This is a genomic window from Paenibacillus sp. J22P15, from assembly GCF_056269345.1.
The window spans coordinates 40,522-60,787 of record NZ_JBWDNT010000015.1 but is presented as its reverse complement, the minus strand read 5'-3'; the positions used below and the strand labels follow the sequence as shown (position 1 = coordinate 60,787).

Annotated in this window: 19 protein-coding genes; 12 read left to right on the top strand and 7 right to left on the bottom strand. The window is 44.6% G+C overall.

Going from position 1 to position 20,266, the window contains the following annotated elements; genetic code table 11:
* Nucleotides 1-10: 10 nt before the first annotated feature.
* The 12 genes from AC0YN6_RS23025 to AC0YN6_RS22970 all read left to right on the top strand — a co-directional run bounded on the left by AC0YN6_RS23025 (nt 11) and on the right by AC0YN6_RS22970 (nt 13,271).
* The gene (locus tag AC0YN6_RS23025) at nt 11-1,024 is read left to right on the top strand and encodes a FecCD family ABC transporter permease (protein ID WP_475749727.1); all 1,014 of its coding nucleotides are present in this window, start codon (nt 11-13) and stop codon (nt 1,022-1,024) included.
* Entirely contained in the window at nt 1,017-1,805 is a 789-nt protein-coding gene (locus tag AC0YN6_RS23020; protein WP_475749726.1) for an ABC transporter ATP-binding protein, read from the top strand. The genes AC0YN6_RS23025 and AC0YN6_RS23020 overlap by 8 nt, the downstream gene beginning before the upstream one ends.
* 12 nt (nt 1,806-1,817) lie before the next feature.
* Nucleotides 1,818-2,501 (top strand): hypothetical protein, encoded by a 684-nt coding sequence (locus AC0YN6_RS23015; protein WP_475749725.1) that lies wholly within the window; start codon nt 1,818-1,820, stop codon nt 2,499-2,501.
* Between the two features lie 18 nt (nt 2,502-2,519).
* On the top strand, nt 2,520-3,827 hold the full coding sequence (locus tag AC0YN6_RS23010; RefSeq protein ID WP_475749724.1) for a hypothetical protein: 1,308 nt from the start codon (nt 2,520-2,522) through the stop codon (nt 3,825-3,827).
* A gap of 157 nt (nt 3,828-3,984) precedes the next feature.
* Complete coding sequence (locus tag AC0YN6_RS23005) at nt 3,985-4,944, top strand: DMT family transporter (RefSeq protein WP_475749723.1); 960 nt, start codon at nt 3,985-3,987, stop codon at nt 4,942-4,944.
* A 225-nt stretch (nt 4,945-5,169) separates the two neighbouring features.
* Nucleotides 5,170-7,152 carry an ABC transporter substrate-binding protein gene (locus tag AC0YN6_RS23000; RefSeq protein WP_475749722.1) on the top strand — a complete coding sequence of 661 codons (1,983 nt, stop codon included), beginning with the start codon at nt 5,170-5,172 and terminating at the stop codon, nt 7,150-7,152.
* Nucleotides 7,153-7,272: 120 nt separating this feature from the next.
* Nucleotides 7,273-8,280, top strand: a complete 1,008-nt coding sequence (locus AC0YN6_RS22995) for a FecCD family ABC transporter permease (RefSeq protein ID WP_475749721.1) — start codon at nt 7,273-7,275, stop codon at nt 8,278-8,280.
* Entirely contained in the window at nt 8,273-9,274 is a 1,002-nt protein-coding gene (locus tag AC0YN6_RS22990) for a FecCD family ABC transporter permease (RefSeq protein WP_475749720.1), read from the top strand. Before AC0YN6_RS22995 ends, AC0YN6_RS22990 begins: the two co-directional genes overlap by 8 nt.
* Nucleotides 9,275-9,516: 242 nt before the next feature.
* Nucleotides 9,517-10,020 carry a DUF2798 domain-containing protein gene (locus AC0YN6_RS22985; RefSeq protein ID WP_475749719.1) on the top strand — a complete coding sequence of 168 codons (504 nt, stop codon included), beginning with the start codon at nt 9,517-9,519 and terminating at the stop codon, nt 10,018-10,020.
* A 107-nt stretch (nt 10,021-10,127) separates the two neighbouring features.
* Nucleotides 10,128-10,805 (top strand): YdeI/OmpD-associated family protein, encoded by a 678-nt coding sequence (locus AC0YN6_RS22980; protein ID WP_475749718.1) that lies wholly within the window; start codon nt 10,128-10,130, stop codon nt 10,803-10,805.
* A 149-nt stretch (nt 10,806-10,954) separates the two neighbouring features.
* On the top strand, nt 10,955-12,676 hold the full coding sequence (locus tag AC0YN6_RS22975; RefSeq protein ID WP_475749717.1) for a methyl-accepting chemotaxis protein: 1,722 nt from the start codon (nt 10,955-10,957) through the stop codon (nt 12,674-12,676).
* Nucleotides 12,677-12,821: 145 nt separating this feature from the next.
* The gene (locus tag AC0YN6_RS22970; RefSeq protein ID WP_475749716.1) at nt 12,822-13,271 is read left to right on the top strand and encodes an SRPBCC family protein; all 450 of its coding nucleotides are present in this window, start codon (nt 12,822-12,824) and stop codon (nt 13,269-13,271) included.
* A 98-nt stretch (nt 13,272-13,369) separates the two neighbouring features.
* On the opposite strand, the gene AC0YN6_RS22965 is transcribed toward AC0YN6_RS22970, so the two are convergent.
* The 7 genes from AC0YN6_RS22965 to AC0YN6_RS22935 all read right to left on the bottom strand — a co-directional run bounded on the left by AC0YN6_RS22965 (nt 13,370) and on the right by AC0YN6_RS22935 (nt 20,097).
* Nucleotides 13,370-13,924, bottom strand: coding sequence for a nitroreductase family protein (locus tag AC0YN6_RS22965; RefSeq protein WP_475749715.1), 555 nt, complete (start codon nt 13,922-13,924; stop codon nt 13,370-13,372).
* Between the two features lie 25 nt (nt 13,925-13,949).
* Nucleotides 13,950-14,729 carry an ABC transporter ATP-binding protein gene (locus AC0YN6_RS22960; protein ID WP_475749714.1) on the bottom strand — a complete coding sequence of 260 codons (780 nt, stop codon included), beginning with the start codon at nt 14,727-14,729 and terminating at the stop codon, nt 13,950-13,952.
* Nucleotides 14,730-14,798: 69 nt separating this feature from the next.
* Nucleotides 14,799-15,791: an ABC transporter substrate-binding protein gene (locus tag AC0YN6_RS22955; RefSeq protein ID WP_475749713.1), complete on the bottom strand. Its 993-nt coding sequence runs from the start codon at nt 15,789-15,791 to the stop codon at nt 14,799-14,801.
* A gap of 29 nt (nt 15,792-15,820) precedes the next feature.
* Nucleotides 15,821-16,846, bottom strand: coding sequence for a FecCD family ABC transporter permease (locus AC0YN6_RS22950; RefSeq protein WP_475749712.1), 1,026 nt, complete (start codon nt 16,844-16,846; stop codon nt 15,821-15,823).
* Nucleotides 16,846-17,892: a FecCD family ABC transporter permease gene (locus AC0YN6_RS22945; RefSeq protein ID WP_475749711.1), complete on the bottom strand. Its 1,047-nt coding sequence runs from the start codon at nt 17,890-17,892 to the stop codon at nt 16,846-16,848. Before AC0YN6_RS22945 ends, AC0YN6_RS22950 begins: the two co-directional genes overlap by 1 nt.
* The gene (locus AC0YN6_RS22940; RefSeq protein ID WP_475749710.1) at nt 17,858-18,451 is read right to left on the bottom strand and encodes a nitroreductase family protein; all 594 of its coding nucleotides are present in this window, start codon (nt 18,449-18,451) and stop codon (nt 17,858-17,860) included. The genes AC0YN6_RS22945 and AC0YN6_RS22940 overlap by 35 nt, the downstream gene beginning before the upstream one ends.
* A gap of 128 nt (nt 18,452-18,579) precedes the next feature.
* Nucleotides 18,580-20,097 carry a helix-turn-helix domain-containing protein gene (locus AC0YN6_RS22935; protein WP_475749709.1) on the bottom strand — a complete coding sequence of 506 codons (1,518 nt, stop codon included), beginning with the start codon at nt 20,095-20,097 and terminating at the stop codon, nt 18,580-18,582.
* Between the last annotated feature and the right edge of the window lie 169 nt (nt 20,098-20,266).

The following is a 20,266-nucleotide window of genomic DNA, read 5'->3' as shown; positions in this document are numbered from 1 at the left end:
AGAGGTTTAGATGGTAACAGTTAGACAAAGGCGTCTAAGGAACTTTTATGTATTATCCTCTCTTACCTTGTTTATTTTGATGGTGGCGGCGATTTGTATCGGAAGATACACAATCGCCCCGCTAGATGTTTTCTATTCGATCTTTAACCCAGATTCTTTCTCAGACTCAAAGATTTCAGTAGTCGTTCATGAAGTTAGACTTCCACGTGTACTATTAGCTGTCGTTATCGGAGCTGGAATTGCTGTTTCTGGGGCTGCTTTGCAGGCTACTTTTGGTAATCCGCTCGTAAGTGAGCATATTTTGGGCGTATCATCAGGAGCCAGCTTTGGTGCAGCTCTTGGCATAATAACAATTGGAACCACGCTTGGCACGCAGTTTTTTGCTGTACTCTTTGCATTTGCAGGGATGTACCTCACCTATATCATTGCAAGAAGACGCGGGCGTCTTACTGTGCTTATGCTCGTTCTTGCAGGAATTATTACTAGCGCATTATTCGACTCTGGCGTCTCCATACTAAAGTATATGGCCGATCCCAAAAATGAACTTCCTGCGATCACCTTTTGGCTGATGGGCTCACTTGCCGGACCTTCGAAGGAAACCATTATTAGAACGATGCCTAGTATTTTGATTTCTTTAATTGTCCTCTATAAATACAGATGGCAGCTAAATCTTCTTTCTCTAGATGAGGAGGAAGCGACTTCGCTGGGCATAAACGTGAAAAAAGCACGTATTATTATTATTTTTTTCACAACAGTCATTGTCGCAGCGATTGTATCTATTGCTGGTATTATTAGTTTCGTTGGGCTTATTGTACCGCATTTTACTCGGATGATCGTCGGAACAGATAATAGGCATTTAGTGCCAGCTAGTATGATTATGGGTGGTATTTTCTTGCTAATTACAGATACACTTGCAAGATCCATAACAGCAGCAGAAATTCCTCTATCTATTATAAGCTCGCTTATTGGCGTGCCATTCTTTATCTATTTGCTTAAAAGAACAGGAGGAGTGTGGGATGATTAGTGTTGAAAATCTTAATTTTCACTACCCTGGCTCAGACAGGCAGATTTTTAAAGATTTATCCTTTAACGTAAACAAGGGTGAAACATTAGCCATATTAGGAGCAAACGGGATTGGTAAGACAACATTTGTCAAATGCTTATTGGGATTTTTAGAGTATAAATCAGGTGATATATGTATCAATGGTGAGTCGGTTAAACAAATGTCTGCTAGTAAGTATTGGAAACTAGTTGCCTATGTTCCACAATCGAAAAGAATGGCATTTGGATTTACAGGACTTGAAATGACCGTTATGGGCTTATCTCCTCATGTAAAAATGGGCAGGCTTCCAAAAAAAGAGGATTACGAGAAAGCCTATGAGCAATTAAGAAAGCTAGGTATTGAATATCTAAGTGAACGAAATTGCAACAAAATGAGCGGCGGCGAGCTGCAAATGGTTTTAATTGCACGAGCTCTGATCAAAAATCCAAAAATACTTATCATGGACGAGCCTGAATCGCATCTTGATTTGAAAAATCAACTAAAGGTATTGAATGTTGTCGAAGAGTTAAATGCACAAGGGGAATATTCGATTATTATTAACACTCATTTCCCTCAGCATGCCTTTCGTATAGCACAATCAACGTTGCTCCTAGGAAAAGATAAGTTTATTTTCGATAAAACTGAAAATGTCGTTAACACGACGAATCTACGAAATTATTTTGGAATCAATTCTGAAATACTATCGTTTGAGCAAGCGGAGAAATGCTATTCAACCATCTTACCAATCGATCTACATCAATAATAAGAGGTAAATATGAAAATCAATCCTTTTAAAGTGGCTTATTTGCAAACGACAGCGTTTGACTCTGAGAATATGCCTTCATATTTAGCACAAACCTTTGAAGGCACAGGCGGACATATCGAATACTATGGCGTTCGTCCTATTCCGGATGAGGTTTGGGACTGTGATATCATCTATTACCCTGGTCTAGGTGACAATATCTATATGCAACGATACTCGGATAGAATGATGGAATATGTCAAGAATGGCGGACAACTCATATTAAATATAGAAGTAGCTGTATGCTGGCTGCCATTTTTAAAGCCATTCCAAACGGTGCCGCCAACTCCCTATACGAATATCAAGGTAAGAGTAGAAAATGATCCATTTGAATTTTTTAAAAATATGCCAGATGACTTTGATGGATGGAGCGGCATAATAGGGCAGTATTCAAGAGGATTTACGCAATTACCTGAAAATGCTATAGGTCTCACATCCATAGGGGCAGAAAATGCAAAATATGCATCGGATTATATATGGCAGTATCCTACATTAGATGGAAGCGGCGGAAAGGTATTCGTGCATAACGGTGATAATATGGTGCGATATCCTGATCACGGAGAGCATAAAGAATGCCTTGTTCGTGATATTTGTGTAGGTCTAATGAAATATCGCAAAGTAGTTGTGCCTCTTGCTGGGGTACAAGTTAAAGAATGAAATGGTTAGGAGGCTAAGATGAAAAAAATCGCTTATATTACTACGGGAACAAGTGCCCAGCTAATCAGCTATTGGGATTTTGCTCATCAAATGGATCAATTCATATATGCGGAGGACCTGCCTAACTTTAACTTGGATGAATTTGGCGCAGTCATTATTTCTTGTCATAGTCACAGTGACCGCATTCTGCTTCATAAAAAACAGCTTAATGATTATGTTAGAAATGGCGGATTTCTACTCATTTTTGCACTTGATAAAGCTGATCAGCTATTAGACGTTGTAAATATAGAGTGGGTTGATCGTAACATTAAGGATTGGCTATGGTGGACGAAACCAGAACGTAAAATAGAACTATATGTTCCCGATCATGGAAACCACTCCTTGTTTGAATATGTGAAGCCTGAGCATTTACATTGGCACTGGCATGGTGCATACAAAGGAAACCATAACGGGAATACATTGCTTGCGATAGAAGATACTCATGAGTCGGTTGTTATTGATTTTAAGGATTTAGAAGGCGGGGGTAGAGTTTTTATCACAACACTTGACCCTCATAGTCATAACGGTCAACGGTTTATGCCAACAACAACTAAAATGCTTCAAGTGTTTTATCCATGGCTTAATAACGAGCTTGGAATTGATCGAAATCAGATACAACCGTTTAAAGTGGCTTATTTACAAACAACAGGGGTAGATTCTGTGGATAGCCCCTCGTATTTATCGAAAACGTTTAAAGGTACAAGCGGACAAATCGAATACTATGGTATTCGTCCTATTCCAGATGAGGTTTGGAACTGTGATATCATCTATATTCCTGGTCATTGCGACCAAATATATATGCAACAATATTCTGATAGAATAATGGATTATGTTAAAAATGGCGGACAACTCATATTAAATATAGATGTTGCTGTATGTGTGCTTCCATTTTTAAAACCATCCCAAATGGTATCGCCTGTTCCCTATACGAATCTCAAGGTAAGAGTAGAGAATGATCCCTATGAATTTTTCAAGAATATGCCGGAAGACTTTGATGGCTGGGAAGGGATACTCGGGACGTATGCAAGAGGATTTACTCCATTACCTGAACATGCTTTAGGTCTTACATCCATAGGGGCAGAAAATGCAAAATACTCGTCCGATTATATATGGCAGCATCCTACAATAGATGGAAGTGGCGGGAAGGTCCTCGTGCATAACGGTGGCGATTTAATACGATATCCTGATCACGGCGAGCATAAAGAATGCCTTCTTCGCGATATTTGTATCGGTCTTATAAAATACCGCAGAGCCGTTGTGCCTTTTGCCGCGGTACAAGCACCTTAGTAAAATGTTCGCAGAAAATTGTCCTTATGTCCCAGCGACGATCGCTTCCCTGAATTCAACAGGGGATCGGTCGTTTATTTTTTTAAGAAAAAGAGTTATATTTACGTACTATAAGTAATCATGAATACGATTAATAATCATCGAGGTGTCGGTTAGAATGACTTCAGAGAGATTTTTCAAGCATCCTTTGGGTATTATGTTCACTGCAACATTAGCGTCACTGCTGTGGGGGAGCGCTTTTCCGTTTATTAAACTTAGCTATGGCGAACTGGCGATTGGCAAAGAAAATTGGTCCGAGCAGCTTTTGTTTGCAGGTTACCGTTTTGTCCTTGCTTCTTTGCTCATCCTTTTGTTCATGAAATTAATCCGCAGGAAGGCAGGGTATCAGCGAGGTACTTTATCGAAGATAAGCAAAATAGGACTTTTTCAAACATTTCTTCAGTATGCCTTTTTTTATTACGGCATGAGTATGGTCACAGGTATTCAAGGCTCCATTATCGCGGGGACGACCTCGTTTTTTCAGATTTTGCTTGCCCATTTTATGTATAGGAACGACCGTTTTAATTTGAGAAAAATCACTGGAGTGGCGTTAGGTTTCGGTGGAGTGATTGTGGCGAACATGACAAAAGGAGAGATGGTCTTTCAAATGGGCATTGGGGAAATCTGCTTGCTGCTTAGCATGTTTCTCGGCGCGTTTGGTAATGTTCTTTCCAAAAACGAAGCGAAGGAGCTGGATGTACTATATATGACGGGCTGGCAGATGCTGCTTGGCGGAATAGCTTTGTTTGCTGTCGGTGCGTCTTTTGCTGGGCCTTTTCCGTTTGTGTTCACATGGAGTACGGTGTTGATGTTGCTGTATTTGTCGCTTGTATCTGCCACAGGTTTTGTACTTTGGAACAATGTCATGAAATACAACAAGGTCGGAAGCGTCTCGATGTATTTGTTCTTGACGCCGGTTTTCGGTGTGGTGTTGTCAGCGTTGATGTTAGGTGAAGTGTTGCATCTAATGGTGCTTGCAGCGCTGGGCTTGGTTGTATCAGGCATTGTGATAGTCAACCGACCGGAAAAGAACGCGATACATCCTTCGAGGAAATGGTTTAGTAGGCGTGCTGGATAACGCAGTTCTGTGATATGTGAAGCTGATCAGTCAACACGGTTAGTCCACCACCATTGTTCACGTAACCGAGGTTAACTTCTTTAAAGTTATCCTCGGTTTTTAATATTTATGGGACAATTAATGGTTTCAAATAAGCATGAAATCACTAAATTGAATCGTTGACAATGATAATTATTATCATTTAAACTAGAGGAAGATATTTACTGAAGCGAAGGAGATGTAGCCATGGAACTGGATCCCCGGGTCAAATTGTGGAACCAATCTCATATACGCATTATGGATATTCGCAGCGCTTTCATGAGACAAGGGGAGACGCTGAACGACTATCGCTTGCCTTCGAGCGCCTACTTATATGTGTCGCATGGAGAAGCCGTTATTCGTTGGGAAGAGGAATATATCGAGGCCAAGCCGAATCTACTGCTGCATGGAGGGAAAGGGCTAAGAGTGAAGATAACGCCCGAAGACGATTTTCACTATTATATGATCCTCTACAAGGCCTCATTGCCTATGCCTGCGCACCGGGAACTGCTTCACCTGATGGAGACAAACAACCCCTTTCAAGACCGTTACTGCATGATAGCTAGTCAGCCTGTATTTATGTTAGGCAAGCTAATGGAGATGGACAAGCAATGGCGCCTGCCGGAAGCGCGAGGTAAGCTGCTTGTTCGTTCCAGCTTTTATCAATTCGTCCACGAGCATCTCAAACAATTGGAAGAACAGGGGATTCATCCGGTTTCCCCGGATCTTGTCTCACAGGCGGTTCGATATCTCGAGGAGCATTACAGCGAGCCCATTACGCTGGAGACATTGGAAGAGCTGCTGGCCTGCAATTCACGCATGCTGCTCAGGAGATTCAAGTCGGAGTGGAATACGACTCCGATCGATTACCTGATTCAGTTCCGAATGGACAAGGCCAAGGAACTGCTGTTGCATACGCAGATTCCCGTCAAAGATATTGCGGTGAGCGTCGGTTATACCGACCACTATTATTTCAGCCGATTGTTCAAAAAGCATATCGGCATGTCTCCGGTCCAATACCGGTCAACCGCAGATATGGATAGAGCGTTGTCATATGATCCATCCCGACTGTCGAGATCGTCCATTGTCGGAAGAAGTTTGCAACGTTATATTGGTAATGGTATTAATAATCATTATCAATACAATAAAGAGGGAGAGTTTACTATGTACAGCAAGTCCAGACGTTCTTTAGCTATTTTGGTAATCTGCTTAACCATGCTATTGGGAGCATGCGGCGGCGGAACGGCCAATTCAAACAATGAAAACCAGGCAAACGGAGGATCGGCCAGCTCAAGCAACACGACAGCCGCGACGTCATCGCCGACCGCCGAAACGAATGCTGCCGAAAGCCGAGTAGTCAAGCATGCGATGGGAGAAGAAACGATCGTTGGAACACCAGAGCGCATTGTTATTTTGACGAATGAAGGTACGGAGGCGTTACTGTCAGTAGGTGTCAAGCCGGTAGGCGCCGTGCAATCTTGGGTGGGAGACCCGTGGTACGAGCATATTGCCGAAGGGATGGAAGGTGTGGAAGTTGTCGGTGACGAGCTTCAGCCAAATATTGAGCTGATCGCAAGTTTGAAGCCGGACTTAATCATAGGAAATAAAGTACGGCAGGAGAAAATATACGAGCAATTGAAGCAGATTGCCCCGACGATCTATTCGGAGGATCTAGCAGGCGACTGGAAAATCAATTTCACTTTGTATATGGAAGCACTTGGAAAGAAAGAAGAGGGAGAATGGCTGATGGCCGAATTCGACAAGCGAGTCCAAGAGGCTTCGGCCAAGCTGACAGATAAGCTGGATACGAAGGTGTCGATTGCGCGCTTCTCGGCGTCCCAAGTTCGCATCTATCAGAAGCAAACTTTCTCCGGCGTTCTTCTGGAGCAGCTCGGCTTTGCAAGACCGGAGTCGCAGGACAAGGATTCCTTCATCGAAAAGATGTCGAAGGAAACGATTCCGAGCATGGATGGGGATGTGCTCTTCTACTTCGTCTCGGAGGAGGTAGGTAAGACGGACGCGGCGAAGGTAGTGGAGGAATGGATGAACGATCCGCTGTTCAAAAATCTCAATGTTACCAAAAACGACAAGGTCATTCCAGTAAACGAGGCCATTTGGAACACGGCGGGCGGTTACAAAGCGGCGAACTTGCTTCTAGATGAAATTGTAGCTTACTTCGAAGCGGAATAAGAAAACCGCAGCGGCAAAAAAGAAAAGCTGCGCGCCCGTGTAAAGCACAAGCTGACGTCCGTAGATTGACGGCGTCGGCTTGTTTGCTTGCGTAGGCAGCGGCGACGAGGAGAGACGATAATGGCAGAACGAACCGCCAAGAGCATCCAGCTGACGGCAGGACTGATAGTCGGCATTGCCTTGCTGCTTGCGAGTATGCTGGCCAGCATTCTTTACGGCTTGCAGACATTTGGACTTCATGATCTATGGCTTTCATATAACAGGTTCGACGGGTCCAACGAACATCTTATCCTTACAAATACAAGAGTGCCGAGAACGTTTATTGCCGCCTTGGTCGGTGCAAGCTTGGCCGTTGCGGGAGCCGTTATGCAGGTGCTGACGAGGAACGGCCTGGCTTCGCCGTCCTTGTTCGGGATTAATTCAGGGGCGTCGCTATTTGTCGTTGCCGCGCTTACGTTATGGAGCGCATCCTTGACGTTAACGAATTTAATCTGGTTTGCGTTTGCGGGAGCTGCCGCGGCAGCCTGTCTGGTCTATCTGCTTGGCAGACGGGGCAGCAGTCTGGAGCCTTCACGGCTCGCGCTAGCCGGCGCATCAATCGCAGCGTTCGCTTCGTCAATGACTTCGGGCATGATCTTGATTAACAAGCAGTCACTGGATGACGCGTTGTTCTGGATGATCGGCTCGGTCTCGGACAGAAGCATGGAGCATCTGGAACTGGTGTTGCCCTATATCGCGGCCGGTATGCTTTGCTGTGCATTGCTGCCGGGGGCTCTAAACGTCATGGCGCTTGGCGACGAAAGCGCTCAGGGGCTTGGTCTGAGACTGAAATACGCGCAATCGCTTGCCGTTGTCGCCATCATTCTCCTGGCCGGCAGCGCTGTTGCCGCAGCCGGACCGATCGCGTTTGTCGGACTAATCGTTCCGCACCTGTGCCGAGCGATTGCGGGCAATGATCATCGGTGGCTGCTTCCATACTGCGCGGTAACCGGAGCGCTGTTGCTGGTCGCAGCCGATACGCTTTCCAGATTCATTATTTCAGGCAAGGAAATTCCAGTCGGCATCGCGACGGCTATCATTGGCGTACCTTTCCTCATTAGGGTGGCGAGAAGGAGGAAGCATGCGTAATATGCAGCGAAGACAAGGAATTGTCCTTTCCGCGTTGACGGTTGCCGTATTGGCAGCAGCACTTGTTTCCTTGTCGCTTGGTTCCGTTCGTGTGCCGCTCTCCCAAGTTCTGATGTCTCTGTCAGGCAACGGAGACGAAAAATTCGGCATGATCGTGATGCAGTTCCGACTGCCGCGGGTCATCGCGGCTATTCTGGTGGGTGCCGCGCTGGCCGTTGCGGGAGCGCTGCTGCAAGGGGTAATACGCAATCCGCTTGCCTCACCCGACGTGCTGGGTGTTACGGGCGGAGCTTCAGTCAGCGTTGTAGCGTTTATGACGCTGGCAACGGGTGTCGGCATTCATTGGATACCTTTTATTGCAGTGGCAGGAGCTATGGTCACTGCGGCTCTTAATTATGCTTTTGCTTGGCGCAAGGGAGTATCGCCCTACAGGCTAGTTATGATCGGCATTGGCATCTCGACGGCTGCAGGGGCTTTGACGACGCTTCTATTAATAAGCGGTCCCGCTTACTTGGCTGCTCAGGTGTTGAATTGGACGACCGGAAGCATCTACGGCACCAATTGGTCGTATATCAAGATGCTGTGGCCTTGGGCGGCATTGTTCCTCCCGTTGTCGCTCCTTTGCGCGAGGGAACTCAACGTTCAATCGCTTGGAGAGGAGACGGCTCTCGGCCTTGGCAGCAGGCTTCAGCTTAGCAGATTGCTTGCTTTGATTATCAGTGTTGCGTTGGCAGGAGCTGCAGTAGGCGTTGCTGGAGCGCTGTCCTTTATCGGCTTAATCGCTCCTCACATGGCGAGGGGACTGGTCGGCCATTCCTACCGCATACTGTTGCCGGCATCAGCCGCTACAGGGGCAATTGTCCTGCTGCTCGCGGATTTGGCGGGGAGAATGCTCTTCCAACCGCTTGACATACCTGCAGGCGTGTTCACGGCGGGGGTTGGCGCACCCTTTTTCATGTATTTGCTATTTCGTCGAAAACGCGTGAGCCGTTGAAGCGGGGAGAGACACCTATCTATTGAAATGCACGGACAAAAAAGTTTAAGAAATGGATTTGAAAAACTTTCTAAAGGAATCTACCTCCGTATATGGGGTAGGTTCCTTGTTTTTATTTTGATGACAAATGGGGCTTGTAAAAAACACTTACATCGTCAATAAAAATTTTGCTACTATAAAAAATAGACCGGTCGGTATAATTTCTAGGAACTAATTAAATTATTTTGAGAGGAAGAAAAAAAATGAATCAAGAAACAAGGTTGCCAAGAAACGGGAAGGAGGGAGCGCTGTATGGTGCAATTATTTGTACACTTACCGTTCTATTCATGACGTCTTTTAATATTATTACAGCTGCCCCGGAGTTCAACCAAGAGGTTGTGCTAACGATTCTTAAGACATTACCTATTATGTGGATTATTGTCATGATTATTGAACCGGTTTTTGTTGGTCGTATCGCAGAGAAATTAGTTAAGAAATTTACAGCACCAACAGATAGCTTTAATTCCAAAATTTTATTCCGAATTTTATTTACTGTACTTGGAATGTCATTCATTATGACGCTTATTGGTGATATTGTTGGAAATGGCTTTAGCTCTGAAATCTTTAGCAGCTTCTTAACGAATTGGCCAAGAAATTTCTTAATTGTTCTCATTGCGGAAACCTTAGTCATACAACCCATTGCACGATTTGCCATGGTAAAACTGCATGCTTCTCAGGACAGAAAAAATCAAACAGTGACGGTATAAACATACGTTAAATCATTACTTGTGTGATGAGGCTTCTTTGTTGTTTTATTATGCTGATTTTTATAGGCTATAATTAACAATAATGAATACGTAGGAGTGGGAGCATAATGGCCAAATCGATAGTGGACAAGCTAAATTTGCACAAGTACGAGAAAGTCGCTGTACTAGACGCACCGGGTGGAACGGATTATTTTGCGGAGATGACAGGTTATGATACTACGCTGAAGGAAAGTGCGTATGATCTCATATTTGCTTTTGTGCTCGATATGGAATCATTAAAGGAGCTGGTAGATCATGTGATTGAGCAGCATCATCTCCGTACAAATGGTTATCTCTTTGCGGCGTATCCGAAAAAGGGGAACAAAGTATACTCCACCTTTATTCATCGTGATGACTTATTAGCGGGTCTACATAGTGATGAGAATGGATATATCGGGACAAGCAATATTAAATTTGCACGTATGGTTGGATTGGATGATGTTTTTACTGTTGTTGGGCTAAAAGAGGACGCGGCAGGCAAGGATCAAACTTCAACCAAATCAAGTCAGCGTGTGGAGGATTATATTTCTTTGATACCAAGTGTAGAAAATGATTTGGAGGATACTCCGGCGCTGCTTGCCATGTACCAATCACTTACGCCAGGATATCGCAAGGACTGGGCACGCTATGTCTATAGTGCTAAACAAGAGGATACAAAAGCTAAGCGGCGTGAGGAAATGAAGATGATTCTTCAGGCGGGCTATAAGAGCCGCGAGCTATATCGGAAGGATCAAGACCAAGCCTAAGCATAACGAAGACCCCTCCAAAAGGGGTCATTTTTATGCTTTTTAGCCTATGTAGTTCGGAAATAATTCATATTTGCAGCGCATACAACATGGTATGATCGTTGGATAAGATATCCACATTGAATTTCTTATTTTGAGGAGAGATTACATTGAATCGTTCACTTAAAAGGTCCTCATCGTTTTCTATTCGCACAAAGCTATTTCTACTTTCTGCATTCATTCTAGTATGTTCTTATGCCATCATGGGCTATCAAGAAACCGTGAAGCTAGAGTCGGTTATTGAAGGAGAAGCTCTGGTCAAGGCGCAATCGGATTTGCAGACAGGCATGGCAATCATTGATCTGAAATACCCGGGACCATGGCATGCAGAAGCGGGAAAGCTGTACAAAGGCGACATGTTAATTAATGATAACTATGAGATTGTAGATAGCATCGGGAAGATGACAGGCGGAAATACGGCTACTATTTTCCTAGGGGATACACGGGTCACAACGAACGTGATAGCGGATGGGAAGCGTGCGGTAGGTACAAAGATATCAGATGCGGTTTCTACCAAGGTTCTGGAGAAAGGCGAAATTTACTTAGGGGTAGCTAATGTTGTAGGGCATACCTATCAGTCAGCGTATATGCCAATCAAGGATGCTGATGGAACGATTATCGGCATTTGGTATGTGGGTGCTCCCGATTCAGATGAGCGTGTACAACAAATTAAGCAGGATATTGCTATGCAAATCACTACGCAAGCACTCATTATGTTAGCGGTCGCACTCACCCTGTATCACTTGCTAACTCGACCAATTATTAATCGGATTCAAGCTTCAGCTCAGCTGCTAGAAATCATCGCGAGTGGCGATCTTACTCAAAATGAACTACAAGTAAAGAGCAACGATGAGACAGGCGTGCTCATAAAATCGGTGAATAAGATGTCGAAGGATATCCGTACAATTTTAACACAGGTTAAAGATACTTCTTTGCAAGTAGCAGCATCATCAGAAGAGCTGTCTGCAAGTACAGAACAGACTAGCAAAGCGACGGAACAAATAAGCTTATCCATTCAAGAAGTAGCGTCAGGTTCAGAAAAACAAATGACGAGCTTAACACAAGCTGAGGGTGTTGTATCGGAAACTTCGAGGGGAATGGATCAAGCGTCGCTTATTATTCAGAACATGTCCGATTATTCTGAAACCGCTAAGGAGAATGCGCGATTTGGAACGCAGACGGTATCTGAAACCATTGAGCAAATGCATCTAATCCAGCAGACGGTCGGAGAAACAGCGGTCGTTATTCAATCATTAAGTGAAAAATCACAGGAAATTGATCAGATCGTTGCTGTTATTACACAAATCGCTAATCAAACGCATCTTTTGGCACTAAATTCCGCTATTGAAGCTGCACGAGCAGGGGAGCATGGAACGGGATTTGCTGTTGTTGCCGCGGAGGTGAGGAAGTTAGCCGACCAATCTGGAAAATCTGCAGAGGAAATTAGTGAACTACTCGGACAAGTCCAAGCAGAATCCCATAAGGCTGTTCGCTTCATGAACCAAGGAACTATAGTTGTCGAACAAGGAATGCAGCAGGTTCAACAATCGGGAGTTGTATTCCATGATCTTGTAAGTACAATTGAGGAGATTTCATCACAATCCCATGAGGTATCGGCGTTTGTACAACAGGTTCATGCAAATTCAAATCATATGGTTAGTGTAATGGAACAAGTGGCTGTCATTTCACAGCAATCTTCTCATAATACCCAATGTGTAGCAGCCTCGGTAGAGGAACAAAATGCCTCAATGGAGGAAATATCAACCTCAGCGGCCTATTTGGGACAAATGGCAGAGGAACTGCAGCAGTTAATAGAGAAATTTAAAGTATAAGCTAGGCGGTATTGGATGAGATTTAATGCTGGGACAACTCTCCAGGAATAGAAAAGTAGACATCTCGGCTTTAAATTTCCAAATAGAGATGATACGATAAATCGTAGATTTGCAATAAGGGGATTTGCGGGAAGAGGTAGATACAATGAAGCAATGGTCAAGAGAAATAGAGATAAATGCGCCAATTGAACAGGTATGGTCGTATCTGGATGGCTCGTTAGAACAGATGCAGAAGATTATGCCTCAAGTGGTGGAGAATACACCAGTTCACATTACGAAAGATTTTGTCGGCAGTGTATACCGTCAAAAGTACAAACAAGGCAACCGAATCGAAGAGTATGATGTTCATACGCTGGAATATTCGAATAATCTAAACGATAAAAAAGTGAAAATTGGTTTCACGTTGGCAAATTACTTTGAGATCACAGCTTTGTATGAATTGCATCGCGTAAATGATCAGAAAACAAAGTTGAGATACACAGCAACTAATAAAGCACTGAAGTGGTTTATAAAGCTGTTTATGATATTTGCGAGCGAAAAGGTCGTTGTTAAGTTTTTGGAAAATGTAAAAAAAGTCGCAGAATCAGAGGTTTAATAAGTACATGTGTTGTCGGACGCAGCTCCTCATGGTGTAAGGTGAGGAGCTGCGTCAACGCCTCACTCACCTTACAATAGGATAAATCGCAATGCTGTTTAAGCTTGTGAATGCGTTCGAATGACGGTGAGTTTTTCCTGTATTGGTGTTCTAGGTCTAGCATCGGGAATGTTATCTGGATAACCGATTTGAAGTAAACCAATCAGCTTTTCACCTGGTTTAACCCCGATGTCCGTCCTGAACTCAGGTCTAAAGGTATACGGCTCTGTTAGCCATTTCACACCGATCTCTTGCTCCCATGCTGCTAGCTGGAAATTTTGGACGAAGGTGCCGGCTGCGAGCATATCCTCCTCTAACTCACGCTGGCGTTCATCCTCTTGAATGATGACAGCTAGATAAGCAGGGACCTGCATAAGCCTTACAGGGTCCTTCGGTTTTCTCGCGCTTGCGGTAATTGCATCAATTAGGTGTTGTTTACCTTCTTCTACAAACAAGATAAACCTCCAAGGCTCGCGCATTCCATGGTTAGGTGCCCAGCTTGCCGTATTTAACAATTCAAGCAATAGTTCTTGCGGAATCGGATCAGGCCTGAACTGCTTTATTGTTCTTCTTTCTTGAATAGCTTTGGCCACAGGCCAAATAGTTGTCTTCATGTCAAAAACCTCCTTCTTCGTCATACTAATGAGCCGGCGCGTAAGGCAAGCAAAGCGGCTGTCCGCTGCGTGGATCCAATATAACATCACTTTTAATGCCGAATACAGCCTGTAGCACCTCAGGAGTCATTACTTCCAAAGGACCGCCGCTTTTAACGACATTTCCAGCTTTGATAGCTACGATATGGTGTGCAAAGCGACTTGCGTGATTGAGGTCATGAACGACCATGACAATGGTCCTCTGTTCCTCTTCATTTAGCTTTTGCAGCAAATGAAGAACCTCTAGCTGGTGAGCCATATCGAGAAAGGTCGTTGGTTCGTCCAGAAACAGCACCGGCGTTTGCTGAGCCAGCGCCATAGCAATCCAAGCCCGCTGCCGCTGGCCGCCAGAAAGCATATCTACCGGCCGGTTAGAAAATTCCAGCATATTGGTGACTTCAATTGCCCATGAAATTTTCTCCTTATCCTCTACCGTCAATGACCCGAAACCCGACTGATGCGGAAATCGTCCATAAGAGACAAGCTCGGTTACGGTTAGGCCATCAGGAGCTGTCGGGTTTTGTGGGAGCACCGCAAGCTGTTTTGCTACTTCCTTCGTTTTTTGCTCGTGAATGGATTTACCATCTAGATATACAACGCCTATATTCGGTTTATGAAGGCGTGCCATTGTTTTTAATATGGTTGATTTACCAGAACCATTGGCTCCGACAAGTGCTGTGATTTTTCGCTCAGGGATATGTAAGTGAAGGTCTTCCACAATGATACGATCCTCATAGCCGATTGTTAGTGCCTCTGTTCGAATCATGCTATTCCTCCATTCCGTGCTGGGGACGGCACCTTCCTCTTTGCCCAACCCCGCCGAGCCGTTGCTAGTTTACTTGCTAAGATGCTCTTTAATAGCTTCCAGTCCTGCAATTTGCCCTAGGAAAAAGGTGTCGCCGACAAGTGTATCGACAGAGTATACTTGATTATTTTTGACTGCTTTTAAGTTTTTCCAGACGGGATTATCTGTCCATATGTGAATGAGTGCTTGCGGATCGTCCGCTTTCATTTCTCTACGGTTCTCTGCAATAAAGATATGGTCGGGTGAAAATTCGCTCAACGCTTCAATTCCGATTCGACCGCCGATTTTCCCTTCCTCCGGCAGACCTGCTACAGGCGTTAGGCCCACTTCTTCATAGAAGATCGGGAAATTGGTTGGGTGAACTACAGTGAAATCTTTACCGTTGGATACGAGAAACAGTACCTTTTCGTCCTTATGGTTAGCCGCGGCTGCTGTGGCTTCTTCCTTTAGCTTATTAAATGAAGTGATGACCTCTTCAGCTTTCTCTTCTTTCCCTACGAGCTCTGCAAATTTTCTAAGTCTTGTAGGAGCATCGACAGAGAAGTCGATAACCACGCTGTCCGCCATCTTATTGAACTCATCAAAACGATCCATTTTGTTTGTACTCGTGTTGCTCATAACAATAAGGTCGGGTTCTAATTCTAGTAGTGTTTCAAGATTTGTCTTGCCTCCAAGATCGGTAACCTCTTTACCTTCAGCATATTTGCTGAAGATGGGGGATTTGTCTTTTGTACCGAAGCCTTCAGAGACAATCGGTGCAATACCAAGGACAAGCAAATAGTCTGTTGCCATAATATCTACGCTGGCAATTCTGGTAGGTGCTTGATTTAATGTTAATTGACCCTTCACGTGCTCAATAGTACGCGGAAAAACAGATTTTTCAGTGTTCACCGCCTGGTTTTGTTCTGAGGCATTGTTTTTATTCGAATTAGAGCTATTTTCTCCATTACCGCCACAAGCTGTAAGAGCAATCGAAGCGGTTAATAGCAACACAACAATCGCCTTTTGTTGGTGTTTTATCATTTATAATCTCTCCCTTATTAAATGTAGGCTTAAGCTTTGATACGCATAAGCAAATAGATGAAGTACGGCCCTCCGAGTAGTGAGATGATAACACCCGCAGGAATTTCGGTATATTCCATAAAACTACGCCCAATGGTATCGCCTGTCAGTACAAGCAGTCCTCCGACAGCTGCCGTAATGGGCAGCATATATTGATGCTGTGGACCAACTAATCGGCGCGCAATATGGGGACCGAGAAGCCCAACGAAACCAATGCCGCCGCCAATAGCCACACTTGCCGCGGCTAGGCCGACTGCAGCTGCGAGCAGCAAAACGCGTTCTCTATGAATCGGCACACCCAAGCTTTCCGCTATTTGTTCATTCATGCTGAGCATGTTTAATATTTTGGACTTCCAATATACAAAAGGCAGCAAGATAACAATCCAAGGAAGCAGGGCAATAACAAACTTCCAGTTAGATCCCCATAATGAACCCATTTGCCACGTTACAACAAACTCAAAGTTCCGCGGGCTAAGCTGAAGCGTCAAAATGATGCTAACCGCGCTTAAACCTGCTCCAACCGCGATACCCGTAAGCAGCAAACGCGTTGGTGAAATACCATGCCCTTTTTTATAAGAAAGAATATAAATAAGAACAGCGGTCGCACCTGCTCCAACAAGAGCAAGAAATGGCATCATGAAGGGGGGAGCCAAGCTGTTGCTAGGATAAAAGGAGATAAATAGCAGTACAGCGAGTCCCGCACCAGAGCTTATTCCGAGTATGCCGGGATCAGACAGACCATTACGCGAGATACCTTGCAGCACTGCTCCCGAGAAGGCTAGTCCCATACCCATCAAAACAGCAATAATCATGCGGGGAAGACGAAGATCAAATAGAACGATATTTTGTTTTTTGGAGCCATTCCCCAGTAACGTTTGAAGTACTTCGAGCGGAGGAATGCTATAGCGGCCAACATTCAAGCTAATGATAAAGCCGATAATAAGCAAAACGAAAAAGAGAATAATCAGCTTGATACTACGATTTCTACGGAGTGGACTGAACAGTACGTTGCTCATTACAGCTCCCTCCTTTCCTTGCGTGCCAAGTACAGAAAGAATGGAACACCGATGACGGCAATAACCGCACCTAGTGGCGTTTCATAAGGAGCCGCTATCATCTTAGCAGCAATATCAGCAAAGATGACGAGAACGGCTCCAACCACAGCGGAGCAAGGAATGATCCAGCGATAGTCAACACCGACTAGAAACCGGACTAAATGAGGTACCATTAGGCCGATAAATGCAACGCCGCCTACAGTGGCGACGGATGCTCCTGCAAGCACCATAATGACAACGGTTCCTAATCCTTTCACCAGCTTGGTCCGTTGTCCCAGTCCAGCTGCAATATCTTCGCCCAGACTGAGTACGGTAATAGATCGGGATAAGAGCATTGCCACAATGAGTCCGCCAATAATCCACGGCATCATGACGGATACTTGAAACCAGTCGGCTGTCGATATTCCGCCAGCTGACCAAAAGGCCAGGTCATAATTAATTTGAAACAGAAGTGAGATGGCTTGACTAAGGCCAGTAATGAGAGAACCGACTACGACCCCGGATAGTACCAGCTTTAGCGGTGTCATGCCGCCTTTTGACATGTAAGCAATGCCGTATACGAGAAGGGCGCCGAGACCTGCCCCAATAAATGAAAATAAAATAATGTATTCGAACGGTAAAGCTGGAAGGAAGGCAAAGACGAGAACAAGCGCGAATCCAGCTCCTGAATTAATACCAAGCAGCCCTGTGTCAGCAATCGGATTGCGAGTCATACCTTGTATAATCGCTCCGGCAACAGCAAATGCTGCACCAACAAAAGCACCAGCTAAAGCGCGCGGAAGGCGCAGCTCGCGAATGATTGTATGTTGATCGTTGTTTATATCGTAATGAGTGAGAGCCTGCCAGATGGTCTCGTAAGATATGTTGGCAACGCCGGTTAAGATGGAAGAGGAGATGCCGAACAAAATAGAGACCAGACCAACTACAATAATAATTGTTGCCATCCATGGACGGGTTCGGATAGGCGGTTTATCAAGCTTGCTCGCTGCGTGCGCCATTGTCGTCATTTTCCTCCGCAGTAACCGCCGAGCGGATCACGGTCCATTTTTGCAGTACAGATGTAATCTGAGGGGCAACTGGCACGACCTCTGGGTAACCAATCTGAAGCAGTCCAACAAGCTTTTCTTCAGGCAAAATGCCACATGATTCGAGAAATTGTTGTCGATAAGAATACGGCTTCATCACCCAGGTAACGCCAAGGCCGCGTTCCCAAGCTGCCAGTCGAAAATTTTGTATAAGTGTACAGGCTGTAGCATAGTCCTGATCTGAATCTAACGGTGTATTACCTTGGTTGATTATAACCATAAGATAGGCGGGAACGTTCATTAGTTTATCGGGATCACGTTTCTTAACCCCATTACGAATAATAGCGTCGGTTACAATTTTCTTCCCCTCTCCCACAAACAAGAGAAAGCGCCAAGGTTCTTTGCGTCCCGGGCTAGGTCCCGAAGCGGCTATATTAAGAAGCTCACCAATAAGTTCCTCGGAGACCGAGGCTGTTTTAAACTGTCTGATTTTTCTACATTCCCGAATGGTTTCGGCTGTTTGAGAAGCGGATGCAGTCATTTCAATTCCCCTTTAATCACTCGTTGATATTGATAGTGATAATTATTATCAGATAAAAGCATACAAAATCAACTCGTGATAAGGAATAGCAAAACCTGATTAATTAGATGTACATTCCTCTCAAGCCGTTACTCAGGTGAAAAATAGAGAAGGGCCTCCTCCATAGATCTCTCATGGCCAAGCGCCGAGTAATGTAACCATGGGTATAATCGTGCATGATGAACTTGTCCTGAAATCAGCATAGGCGTCCCTATGCCGATTGTATGGTCTCCTAGGAGCAAGATGTGATCTGCCTTGAATTGGTTTAATTCCGTCAAGCTCCCGATATCGGAAAAAGCGAATTGGTCGGTGCCTGTTGGTGCGTTTAACTTCAAATCATCATACAAAAAACGTCCGATCTTACGGCGATTTGCTCCGCATACTCGAATATTTGTATCGTGCACCAATGCCGCTAGCACGGTTTGTTCTCCAAGCTTACGATGAATGCGTTCACGAACAGCAGCTGCCTTTTGTTCGTAGTAATAAAGCCAATATTCTGCAACCTCGCTGACCCCCAGGATGTTCGCCAGCTCGCGTAAATGGTCACGCCACGAGAGAGGCTTGTACTTTATGATATAGGTTGGAGCAATTTCGATTAGTTGATCATACAACGGCACTGCACTGTCGGTACCGATAATCAATTCAGGTTTTTCTCTGCGCAGCCATAGTAATTCCATACCGGATGTATCGTGCTCTCTATAGGCTTTCTTCTGATCCGCTCGGTTCCAGAAAGGAATCAACTGATCTCTCGGCACCCCGAGTGCCAAAAGATCATCAAAAAGTGGTGGACTTAAAACAGCTATTTTTCGATGCAGCAATTGGCGATAACGATAAGGGGGAATACCAATCACCTTCTTAAAAATACGGCTGAAATAGTACACGTCTGGATAACCAACAGCATTCCCGACTTCACGAATGGGAGCATCTCCTTCGACAAGAAGCTGACGTGCTTTTTCCATTCGAATTCTAGTGATGTATTGCAACGGGCTTAATGAAGTGGATTCTTTGAAACGCTTGAAAAAAACGGTCGGTGTTACTCCCGAGTGACGAGCCATGTCTTCAACTTGAAAATCCTCTTCGTAATGCAGATCCATATGCTTCACAATGTTATCCAACCTTGATTCGAGGTCTGTTTCCTCTATGAGCATCCCTGTTCGGATAGATTCCCATAGCTCCAGCCAAGCAATCTGAAGTGGAACGGTAAATCCAGAACGCTCATTCCATAATCGATACAATTGTTCAAACCTATGTCGAATGACAAGTGTAGGTTGAACCCGCACCATGCCGCTAATGGGTGGTGAGGTGTCGCCGATGTTCCAACTGCCGTGAGATCTGGAAACACTGGCCGAGCCAAAACGTATGTAGTACCCTGATACAGGTTCTGTAACAGGGATCACTGAAAAGGGTTCCGATCCTGAGGGGAGCACACATATTTCGCCATTGCTCAATACTCCATTAAAAAATGAGGATTTTACTTGGACCTTGCCTTCGAGGATATATATGAAGTGATGGTCTTGTCTATTTATTGAATTCCATTCTTCGGGAAGCGACAGAAGCCGCATCTCCTCTATAACCGAAATGTTTAACAAATCGTGAATTTGATGCATAAGCTTTATCTACTCCTTTTGCTTATTTGAAAATGAATATCATTATTAGTCGATTGTAGTATAGTGATTATTTGTGCGCAACCACATAGGCTGATCACAATTAATTGAACTTCATAGTAAGTTTTTGAAATGGTTATACTGTGATGAGTCAGTGGAATAGCTTCGATTA